Origin of the sequence: Lentzea sp. NPDC058436, from assembly GCF_042721515.1 — a bacterium.
GTDB lineage: Bacteria > Actinomycetota > Actinomycetes > Mycobacteriales > Pseudonocardiaceae > Lentzea.
Genome location: NZ_JBHXLF010000012.1, coordinates 183781 through 194386 on the forward strand (window position 1 = coordinate 183781; position 10606 = coordinate 194386).

Below are 10606 nucleotides of genomic sequence, written 5' to 3' on the forward strand. Positions count from 1 at the left end.
GACCTCCATCAAGCAGTGGAAACGTTGCGCACCGGCCGCAGGCACCCGTCGACGAAGCGACTCGTGCCCGGTGCCAGCCGCAGGGTCTGTTCGTCGAAGAACGTCGCTGCCGCGTGCCCCGGCCAGTCCGGTGGCAACAGTTCAGCAGGAAGACCGGGATCGCGGAACAGGAACTTGCGCCACGCGTGCAGCAGCTGCTGCGAGGCCGCGAACGCCGCCGCGTCGTCCGTTTCGTCCACAACGGACACCTCGGCCTGCCAGTGCGCGACGAACGCGGCGTAGTCGCGGCCCAGTTCGGCCAGGTCCCAGGCCTTCGCGGCGAGGCCGGTGTCGCCACCGTCGTGTGAACCGTGAAAAGTTCGTGCGGCGACTTCTTCGGCGGCCAGCACGTCGGCCAGTTCGGGGGAGGGGCGGGGAGCGATCCACGTCACAGGACCGAGTGCGCCGTAGCCCAGCAGTTGCAGTTCCGACGCCAGGTGGTCGCGCGAGTCGCGGCCCGGCAACTCCTCCAGGACCACGACGTGCCAGCGACCGTCCCACGTGGACGGCCCGGTGCGGTAGATGCGGGCAGCGGCCTCGTCGAGGCGGCGTTCCCCGCGAGGTGTCATGGCGTATCCGGGCCCGTCAGGCAGCCTGCTGGGCTGCAACCAGCCCTGCCGGACCGTGCGCGACACGGCCGTGCGGACAGCCGGCGCGGCGAAACCGAGCGGCTCCAGCAACCGGACGAGCGCGGCGATGGTGGCGGCGCCGCCGCGTTCGCGAAGGTGGCCGCCGTAGACGTCGAAGAGCGCGGAACGGGCTCGCACCCGACCCAGTCTGTCACGCCGCGCCCGGTGGTGCCCAAAGTGTTGCGAGGTCGTGAAAACGGGTACTGATCAGGCACAAGTCAAGATCGACAACTGTCACCCGAACTCGCCAAAAGATCGGTTCGGTTTCGCCCCTGAGTCGCCATAGGGGAGAATGGAGCAGATCCGGCCTGGCCGGACGGGGAAGATGTTGACGGAGGGAGCACGCGATGGCGGCCATGAAGCCCCGGACCGGCGACGGTCCCCTCGAGGTCACCAAGGAGGGACGCGGCATCGTCATGCGCGTGCCGCTCGAGGGTGGTGGGCGCCTCGTCGTCGAGATGTCGGCGGACGAGGCCAGCGCCTTGGGCGACGCGCTGAAGGCCGCCTCCGGCTGAGGCATCCCGGCGAGGAAGCAGTGTTTGAGCCCCGGTTTCCACAGTGGAGACCGGGGCATCGCTTCGTTCTCGCTCGCCCCGGGTGAGAATGAACGGTCGTCAATGCAATAGGAGGTCCAGCCGTGGCGTCGACGGTTCCGTCAGTGCCCACCAAGCTCGTGGACGTCGAGGTGGCCACCACCTCGCGCCGCACCGTTCCGGCGGTCGTGCTCGCTGCCACCGGACCGGCGCTGGGGCCGGGCGGCGACGGCATCGACGTCTCCGACCTGACCGGCAAGGCCGGTGAGGCGGTGCGCCACGACGAGGCCTGGACGCTCGGTGTCGGCACCGGCACGCTCACCGACTACCGCACGGCCGGCGCGGCGCTGGTGCGCGCGCTGAGCGGCGAGGACGCGCCCAAGACGGCGGACGTCCTGCTGACCCCCGACTTCGACGCCGAGAAGATGCGCGCGTTCGTGCTGGGCGCGGCGCTCGGCGGCTACCGCTTCAAGGTCACCGGTGAGGAGCCCCCGAAGCGCGTCGGCTCGCTCCGGCTGGTCACCGCGGACACCGGGTTCGAAGAGGTGCTCACGTCGGCCGCGCTGAAGGCACACGCGCTGGCCACGGCCACCTCGCTGGCACGCGACCTCGCCAACACGCCGTCCAACGTCAAGGACCCGCGCTGGCTCGCCACGACCGCCGCGAAGCTCGCGGACAAGGTCGACGGGCTGACGGCGACCGTGCGCGACGAGAAGTGGCTGGCACAGCAGGGCTTCGGCGGTGTGCTGGCGGTCGGCGGCGGCTCGGCCCGCCCGCCGCGGCTCATCGAGATGACGTACGGCACCACCGGCCCGCACCTGGTGTTCGTCGGCAAGGGCATCACGTTCGACACGGGCGGCATCTCGGTGAAGCCCGCCGACGGCATGCACCTCATGCGCACCGACATGGCGGGCGGTGGTGCGGTGATCTCCGCGCTGCTGGCCGTGGCCAGGCGGCAGCTGCCGGTCAGGGTCACCGGGCTCGTGTCCTGTGCCGAGAACCACGTCTCCGGCTCGGCGTACCGGCCGGGCGACATCGTCCGGCACTACGGCGGCGCGACGACCGAGGTGCAGAACACCGACGCCGAGGGCCGCATGGTCCTGGCCGACGCGATGGCGTACGCGGTGACGAACCTCAAGCCCGACCTGCTCGTCGACGTGGCGACGCTGACCGGCGCGATGAAGGTGTCGCTCGGCGTGCGCACGGGCGGCGTGTTCAGCGCGTCCGCCGAGCTCGCGGCCGAGGTGATCGCGGCGGGCGCGGGCGTCGGTGAGAAGTGGTGGCGGATGCCGTTGCTGGAGGAGCACGTCGAAGCCGTCACCAGCGAGATCGCGGACTACAAGCAGACCCCCGGCGGCCCCGGTGCCATCACGGCGGCGCTGTTCCTGCAGAAGTTCGCGGGCGACGTGCCGTGGGCGCACCTCGACATCGCGGGTCCCGCGCGGTCGGAGAAGGTCTACGACGAGGTCGTCGCGGGAGCCACCGGCTTCGGCGCGCGGACGCTGGTCGAACTGGCTGAAAAATATTCGCGTTAACCTACGATCGGCCATACGAGACGGCGGCGTTCCACGGCATGATGTGAGCTCCTTCACAACGCCGTAGAGGAGCTCTCGTGTTACTCCGCCTGGCTCTCGCCGTCTCGCTGGTCATAGCGTCGTTGTCCCCTGCCACGGCTGCGACGCCGTGGTGGGAACCGGTCGCGAGGCCCGCGCCGGACTCGCAGATCAACGTGACGGGTGAGCCGTTCCGGGGCGCGGACGGCCAGGGCAGGGTGCGCGGGCTCGTCGACGCGCACAACCACCTGATGACCAACGAGGGCTTCGGCGGCAGGCTGATCTGCGGCAAGCCGTTCTCGGAGCAGGGCATCGCGGACGCGCTGAAGGACTGCCCCGAGCACCACCCGGCGGGCCTCGGCGCGATCTTCGAGGCGATCGTGACGGGCGACCTGGACGGTCACGACCCGGTGGGCTGGCCGACGTTCAAGGACTGGCCCTCCGACACGACGGTCTCGCACCAGCAGAACTACTACGCCTGGCTGGAACGGGCCTGGCGTGGCGGCCAGCGCGTGCTCGTCACCGACCTGACCAGCAACGCCACGTTGTGCATCATCCACCCGTTCAAGGACCGCGGCTGCGACGAGATGGCGTCGGTCCGGTTGCAGGCGCAGCGCACCTACGAGCTGCAGGCGTTCATCGACAAGCAGTTCGGCGGGCCCGGCAAGGGCTGGTTCCGCATCGTCACGTCGTCCGAGCAGGCCCGTGACGTGATCACCCAGGGCAAGCTCGCCGTGGTGCTCGGCATCGAGACCTCGGAGCTGTTCGGCTGCCGGACGTTGCTCGACCTCCCGCTGTGCACCAAGGCCGCCATCGACCGCGGGCTGGACGAGGTCTACGCGCTCGGCGTCCGCAGCGCGTTCCTGTGCCACAAGTTCGACAACGCGCTGTGCGGCGTCCGGTTCGACTCGGGCACGCAGGGCGGCGTGATCAACGCGGGCCAGTTCCTGCGGACCGGCCAGTGGTGGCAGACCGAGCAGTGCAAGGGACCGCAGCAGGACAACCCGATCGGCACCGTCGGCCCGAACGCGCTGATCCCGGCGGGGGTCGTCGCGCCGCAGTACGACCCGGCGAAGCGCTGCAACGTGCGCGGGCTGACGTCGCTCGGCGAGTACGCGGTGCAGGCCATGATGCGCAAGCACATGATGATCGAGATCGACCACATGAGCGTGAAGGCGGCCGGCCGCACGCTGGACCTGGCCGCGCAGGCGAAGTTCCCGGGCATCATCTCCAGCCACAGCTGGATGGACGCGCAGTGGACCGAGAAGGTCTACCAGCTCGGCGGGTTCATCGCGGGCTACGAGAACGACCCCGGCGGCTACGTCTCGCAGGCCGCCGCCGCGGAACCGTTGCGGCGCAAGTACGACGTGGGCATCGGGTTCGGCTCCGACTACAACGGAGTCGGCTCGCACCCGGCACCGCAGACCGGCGTGACCTACCCGTTCCGCAGCTACCCGGACGGCCCGCTGGTCGACCGGCAGCGCACCGGCGAACGCGTCTGGGACATCAACGTCGACGGCGGCGCGCACATCGGCCTGCTGCCGGACTGGGTCGAGAAGGTCCGTCAGCTCGGCGGTGATCAGCTCGTGAAGGACATGTTCGGTGGCGCCGAGTCGTACCTGCGGACGTGGTCGGGCACTCAGGCCTGGACGCCGTGAGTCCGGAACGCGTGCTCGCGAAACGCCCGGACGGCCGGCGGCAGCGGGTGGTCCCTCAGCCACCCCAGCGCGAACACGCGGGCCGAGCGCGGCGACAGCGGTAGCTCGCGGATGCCCGGCGGCGGTGTGGACTCGGCGTGCGTGAGGATCGCGACGCCGAGTCCGGCCGCCACCAGGCCGCGCACGGTCTCGATCTCCTGGCTCTCGAACGCGACGCGCGGGGTGATGCCGGCCTTCGCGAACAGGTCGTCGGTGATCTGCCTCAGGCCGTAGCCGTGCTCCAGCAGGATGAGGTCCTCGTCCACGAGGTCGGTGAGCCGGACGACGTCGCGCGAGGCCAGCCGGTGCGCGGCCGGTGCCACGACGATCAGCGGCTGCTCGAAGATGACCACCGACTCGACCTCGGGCTCGTCCGGTGGCGGGGCGACCAGCGCGAGGTCGATCTCGCCCTGGAGCAGCTTGTCGATCACGGTGAAGCGGGCGTTCTGGGTCAGTCCGAACCGCACGTGCGGGTGCTCGGCGCGGAACCCGCGGACGAGCTCGGGCACCACGGACCGGCCGAGCATGTGCAGGAAGCCCAGCACGACACGGCCCTTCTCCGGGTCGAGCTCCTCCTCGACCTCGCGCAGGCCGGGTTCGAGGGCGGCGAGCGACCGGGTCGCGGCCTCGGCGAGGAGACGGCCCGCGCGGGTGAGGCGGACGCGCCGGCCGTTCTTCGCGATGATCGGCGCCCCGAGCTGCTCCCCGAGCTCGGCGAGCCAGCGGCTGACGGTGGGCTGGGGGAGCCCGACGCGTTCTGCGACGCGAGTCACGTGCTCGTCCGCGGCAAGCGCTCTCAGCATCGCCAGCTTCGGGGCCAGCTCCAATTCATCCACGGATCGATTGTGGCTCATTTCCGTATTGGACGTATGGCTTAGCGTCGGAGACGTGAACAGGTTGACCGCGTCCATCGCCGCTTCGGGCTTCGCGTGCTTCGCCCTGCTGTACACCCCGCAGCCGGTCATGCCGCAGATCGCAGCCGAGTACGGGCTGGGGCCGGGCAGCGCCTCGCTCGCCCTGTCCGCGGCGACGCTCGCGCTGGCGGTCGTGGTCGTGCCGATCGCGATGCTGTCCGAACGGGTCGGGCGCCGGCCGGTGATCGTGGTCAGCGTGCTGGTCGCGGCGGTGCTCGGGCTCGTGCTGCCGTTCGCACCGAACTACGACGTGTTCCTGGGCCTGCGGGTGCTGCAGGGCGTGGCCGCGGCCGGGGTGCCCGCGGCGTCCATGGCCTACCTCGCGGACGAACTCTCCAAGAAGCGGCTCGGTGCCGCGATGGGCGCGATGATCGCCGGCAACAGCCTCGGCGGCATGTCCGGGCGTCTCGTCACCGGAATGACCTCGGACTGGCTGGGGTGGCGCGGCTCCGTGCTGCTGGCCGGCGTGTTCGGGCTGGTCGCGGCCCTGATCGTGGTGTTCCTGCTGCCCAGGGCGCAGAACAGGCCGAAGCGGGCGTCCGCGGGCATGAGGGCGGCGCTGAAGGACCCGGTGCTGTTGTCGATGTACGTGGTCGCCGTGCTGCTCGTGGGCACGTTCATCTCGTTCTACAACGTCGCCGGCTTCCAGCTCTCCGGCCCGGCGTGGCTGGAGACGCTGGTGTTCCTCTTCTACGGCTTCGGCAGCACCTCGGCCGCCTTCGCGGGCAGGCTGGCCGACCGGTTCGGCCGCGGTCGCGTGTTGCTGCTCAGCATCGCCGTGGTGGCGATCGGCGCGCTGGCGAGCCTGCTGTGGGTGCCGCTCGGCCTCGCGATCGTCACCGCCGGGTTCTTCGCCTCGCACACCACGGCGAGCGGCTGGGTCGCCGCGCGAGCTCCTGCGCACGCCCGAGGCCAGGCCTCCGGGCTCTACCTCGCCGGGTTCTACGTGGGCAGCAGCGTGGGCGGGACGTCCGGCGCCACCTCGTACGAGGAGTGGGGCTGGACGGGTCTGGTGCTCGTGATCCTGGGCTGGCTGGCGCTGGCCGCCATGCTGGCTCAGAACTCCAGGGCGAGGGTGACGCGCGAGTCGACGGGGGAGATGGCGGTCCTGCCGAGCCTCGGCAGGTCGAGCGTGCCGTCGACCATGCCGACCGAGACCGAGCGGGTGTCCGCGGGGACCTCGACCACGACCGCGAACGGCAGCGGGCCGCCGTCGTAGCGGGAGCCGACCTGCGGGGCGGTCGACCCGTCCGCCAGCGTGACGGTGATCAGGTCCTTGGTCAGCAGGCCACCGGCGGTGTCGGGGAGGTTGCCGACGGCCTCGACCCGCACCTCCAGCAGCGCCTTGTCGGGCGCGGAGATCGTGGCCACGTCGTACTGGCTCTCGCCGAGCTTGACCGGGCGCTGCCTGCCGAGCCGCACGCCGGTGACCTTCATGCCGAGCTCGCGGTCCGCGAAGCGGATCTTCTGCGTGTGCTCCTGGAACTGGCCGGGGGCGGCGCCCCGCTGCAGCACGTGCGGCGGCGTGTCGGAGCGCTTGCCGGACGGGACCTCGACGCGCTGCTCCAGCGACTTGGCGCCGAGCGTGCCGAGCGCGAGGTGCTCCGCGCCCTCCTGCGGGTCCGGCACGGTGTAGACGACGAAGACCGAACCGTTCGCGGGCAGGCGGTCGGCCGGCAGGACCTGGCGCTTGCCGGGCACCTCCAGCGCGAGCTCGGACGGCTGCGGGGCGAACCCCTGCCAGTTCGTGCGGTGGAACCCGCTGTCGGTCTCGTTGAGCTTCTCGACCTTCATCCTGACCACGCGCAGCCGTGAGCCGGACTCGGCGCGGATCGTGCCCTCGGCGGTGAACCAGACGTCCGGGTTCGCCCAGGCGGTGACGGCGGTGCTCAGCAGGTCGTCGCGCAGCTTGATGTCGGCGTTGCCGAGGCCGAGGTCGAGGTTGGAGCGCTTGCCGTCGTCGGGCAGCACGGCCAGGAAGTCGCGCCCGGCCGTCGTGTCCTGCTGCTTGGACGGGTCGAACTCCTTGCCGTCGGTGCGCACGAGGGTCCCGCCCGGCGTGCTGCGGTTGCCCTTCTCCGGCACCTGGGGCGACTGCACCTCGTAACGGACCTCGTCATCCGTCTTGGTGACTTCCTTGAGCGGTACCGGCACCCAGTCGGTGCCCGCGCCGGTGCCGGGGACCTGGACCGGCCCGCACCACAGCCGCTTGTCGACCTCGGACTCGACGCCCGTCTTGTTGAACCAGCAGCTGACCGCGGCGGCGCCCGCCCGTGCGACGTAGCCGTATTCGAGCGTGTAGGCGAGCTGCGCCTCGGCGTTCGCCTGCAGGTCAGAGGCGTCGGCGAGCTTCTTGCCGTCCACGGTGAGGGGAGGAGCGGCCTGCTGTGTGGCGGGTGCCGACGTGCCGCATCCCGTCACTGCCAGGAGGACCGCCAGACCCAGTACCGCAGCACGCACAGTCCTCGCGCCCCTCACCAGTTGAAGCCAAAACATCACTACTGGTTAAAGGCGGCTCTCACTCGACGGGGTTGCCCCCGTCGAGTGTGTCTCAGATCACACCGCGATAGACCTCGACCGTCTGCTCTGCCATCGCGGACCACGAGAACTCCTGTTCAGCCCGCACGCGCCCGGCCATCCCGAACCGCTTCGCGCGCTCGGGGTCTGTGATCAAGTCGTTGATCGATTCGGCGAGCTGGTGTCGATATGTCGACAAATCCTGCTCGTCGTAGTGGACGAGAAGGCCCGTCTCGCCGTGCACGACGACCTCGGGGATGCCACCGACGTCACTCGCGACGACCGCCGTGCCGCACGCCATCGCCTCCAGGTTCACGATGCCCAGCGGCTCGTAGACCGACGGGCACACGAACACCGTCGCGTGGCTCAGGATCTGCCGCACCTCGGCCGGCTGGAGCATCTTCTGGATCCAGAAAACCCCAGGTCGGGCCTGGGAGAGCTCGCTGACCGCCTGCCGGGTCTCCTCGGCGATCTCCGGCGTGTCCGGCGCCCCCGCGCACAGCACGATCTGCGCCTCGGGGTCGATGTGGTGCGCGGCCGCGACGAGGTGACCGACACCCTTCTGCCGCGTGATCCGCCCGACGAACGCCACGATCGGCTTGGCGGGATCGATCCCGCGCGACGTGAGCGCGTCCGTCTCGGTGACGGGGTGGTAGGCCTGGCTGTCGATGCCGTTGCGCACGACGTGGACCTTCGCCGGGTCCAGCGCGGGGTAGGCGTCGAGCACGTCGGCCCGCATGCCCTCGCTCACGGCGATCACCGCGTCGGCGTGTTCGTAGGCCGTGCGCTCGGCCCACGAGGAGATCCGGTACCCGCCGCCGAGCTGCTCGGCCTTCCACGGCCGGCGCGGTTCCAGCGAGTGCGCCGTCACCACGTGGGGGATCCCGTGCAGGAGTTTGCCCAGGTGACCGCCCATGTTGGCGTACCAGGTGTGCGAGTGCACGAGGTTCGCCGTGGAGATCGCCGACGCCATCTCCAGGTCGACCGCGAGCGTGGTCAGAGCCGCGTTCGCCTGCTCCAGGCTGTGCGGTGGGTTGTGGGCCGTGGCGTCCGATCTCGGCGCACCGAAGCAGTGCACGTCGACGTCCACGAGTTTGCGGAGGTGGGGCACGAGGAATCCCACGTGCACACCAGCCCCACCGTAGACCTCTGGCGGGTACTCCCTTGTCAACAGCGCAACTCGCACGCACTCACCGTAGATCACAGATGTACTTGTTGGGACGAACCGGTTTGCGTCTGGTTCGAGAACGATCGCACGGATAGGGTCACATACCGTGAAGGGGCAGCCGCACGTTCTCGGAATTGTGCTTGCCGGTGGTGAAGGCAAGCGCCTCTGGCCGCTGACGGCCGACCGCGCGAAACCGGCTGTGCCCTTCGGGGGCAACTACAGGCTGGTCGACTTCGTGCTGTCGAACCTGGTCAACGCGGGGCTCGCGAAGCTCTGCGTGCTGACGCAGTACAAGTCGCACTCGTTGGACCGCCACATCTCGACGACGTGGCGCCTGTCCAATGTGCTCGGTCAGTACGTGACACCGGTCCCGGCCCAGCAGAGACTGGGTCCGCGCTGGTACACGGGCTCGGCCGACGCGATCTTCCAGTCGCTGAACCTGGTCCACGACGAGAAACCCGACCACGTGGTCATCTTCGGAGCCGACCACGTGTACCGGATGGACCCAGGCCAGATGATCTCGCAGCACGTCGAGTCGGGCGCGGCCGTGACCGTCGCCGGCATCCGCGTGCCGCGCAACGAGGCCAAGGCCTTCGGGTGCATCGATAGTGATGCCTCGGGGAAGATCACCCGGTTCCTGGAGAAGCCGTCCGAGCCGCCGCACGTGCCGGACGACCCAGAAGTAACTTTCGCTTCAATGGGTAACTACGTCTTTACAACCGAGGCGTTGCTGGACGCGCTGCGCGGGGACGCGTTGAACCCCGACTCCGACCACGACATGGGTGGCGACATCATCCCCATGCTCGTGGATCGCGGGAAGGCGCACGTCTACGACTTCCAGGACAACGAGGTTCCCGGGGCGACCGACCGGGACCGCGGGTACTGGCGCGACGTGGGGACGATCGACGCGTACTACGACGCGCACATGGATCTTGTTTCGGTCCATCCGATTTTCAACCTGTACAACCAGTTGTGGCCTATTCGGACTGCCACGCCTCCGTTGCCTCCGGCCAAGTTCATCGCTGGGGGGTCTGCTGAGGACTCGATGGTCGGGCCTGGGTCGATCATCTCCGGGAAGATCCACGGGTCGGTGATCTCTTCTGACGTGACCGTTGAGGTCGGGTCGGTGGTGCAGGGGTCCGTGTTGTTGCCCGGGGTTCGGATCGGGAAGGGTGCGGTTGTGCGGCGGGCCATTTTGGACAAGAACGTTGTTGTTCCTGATGGGGCTTTGATCGGGGTTGACGCTCCTATGGATCGGGAGCGGTACACGGTGTCGGCTTCTGGTGTGACTGTTCTTGGGAAGGGTGTTCGGGCTTACTGAGCGCGGCTTCTGCGGGTGGTCTTGTTGCGGGCGGCCTGTTGCGGTTGCGTGCTTCCCCTGGGGGCTCTGCCCCCAGACCCCCGGCAATCTGAAATGGGGGTAGCGCTGGGGGCGGGTTGATGGCACGCCTGTTGCGTAGAGCGGCTGCCTGTTTCGTAGAAGGGTTGCGTTGGCGGTGGGGTCCCATCACGAGCCGCACCAAGAGCGGGCCACACCTGGTCAGGGGTGTCAAGCG

The 10606-nt window shown here is 69.5% G+C and carries 8 protein-coding genes; 5 read left to right on the forward strand and 3 right to left on the reverse strand.

Annotation, left to right across the window (positions count from 1 at the left end):
* Positions 1-8 precede the first annotated feature (8 nt).
* On the reverse strand, positions 9-806 hold the full coding sequence (locus tag ACFWN2_RS32660; protein WP_382434032.1) for a PaaX family transcriptional regulator C-terminal domain-containing protein: 798 nt from the start codon (positions 804-806) through the stop codon (positions 9-11).
* 209 nt (positions 807-1015) lie between these two features.
* Between ACFWN2_RS32660 and ACFWN2_RS32665 the strand changes: the two genes are divergently transcribed.
* The 3 genes from ACFWN2_RS32665 (at position 1016) to ACFWN2_RS32675 (ending at position 4412) form a co-directional block, all read left to right on the forward strand.
* Complete coding sequence (locus ACFWN2_RS32665; RefSeq protein ID WP_382434034.1) at positions 1016-1183, forward strand: DUF3117 domain-containing protein; 168 nt, start codon at positions 1016-1018, stop codon at positions 1181-1183.
* A 143-nt stretch (positions 1184-1326) separates the two neighbouring features.
* A complete protein-coding gene (locus tag ACFWN2_RS32670) occupies positions 1327-2736 on the forward strand; it encodes a leucyl aminopeptidase family protein (protein WP_382434036.1) in 1410 nt (469 codons plus the stop codon).
* A gap of 77 nt (positions 2737-2813) precedes the next feature.
* The gene (locus ACFWN2_RS32675) at positions 2814-4412 is read left to right on the forward strand and encodes a hypothetical protein (RefSeq protein ID WP_382434038.1); all 1599 of its coding nucleotides are present in this window, start codon (positions 2814-2816) and stop codon (positions 4410-4412) included.
* On the opposite strand, the gene ACFWN2_RS32680 is transcribed toward ACFWN2_RS32675, so the two are convergent.
* Complete coding sequence (locus ACFWN2_RS32680; protein WP_382434040.1) at positions 4394-5305, reverse strand: LysR family transcriptional regulator; 912 nt, start codon at positions 5303-5305, stop codon at positions 4394-4396. The genes ACFWN2_RS32675 and ACFWN2_RS32680 overlap by 19 nt on opposite strands.
* A 34-nt stretch (positions 5306-5339) precedes the next feature.
* Between ACFWN2_RS32680 and ACFWN2_RS32685 the strand changes: the two genes are divergently transcribed.
* A complete protein-coding gene (locus tag ACFWN2_RS32685; RefSeq protein ID WP_382434042.1) occupies positions 5340-6584 on the forward strand; it encodes an MFS transporter in 1245 nt (414 codons plus the stop codon).
* Positions 6585-7916: 1332 nt separating this feature from the next.
* Here the strand turns inward: ACFWN2_RS32685 and glgA are convergent.
* A complete protein-coding gene (glgA, locus tag ACFWN2_RS32690; RefSeq protein ID WP_382434044.1) occupies positions 7917-9068 on the reverse strand; it encodes a glycogen synthase in 1152 nt (383 codons plus the stop codon).
* 88 nt (positions 9069-9156) lie between these two features.
* Between glgA and glgC the strand changes: the two genes are divergently transcribed.
* Positions 9157-10371 (forward strand): glucose-1-phosphate adenylyltransferase, encoded by a 1215-nt coding sequence (gene glgC, locus ACFWN2_RS32695; protein ID WP_382434046.1) that lies wholly within the window; start codon positions 9157-9159, stop codon positions 10369-10371.
* Positions 10372-10606: the final 235 nt, after the last annotated feature.

Bases quoted from the DNA above. Each gene is read 5' to 3' on its own strand.
- ACFWN2_RS32665 (WP_382434034.1), top strand. From the start codon at position 1,016: ATGGCGGCCATGAAGCCCCGGACCGGCGACGGTCCCCTCGAGGTCACC.
- ACFWN2_RS32680 (WP_382434040.1), bottom strand. From the start codon at position 5,305: ATGAGCCACAATCGATCCGTGGATGAATTGGAGCTGGCCCCGAAGCTG.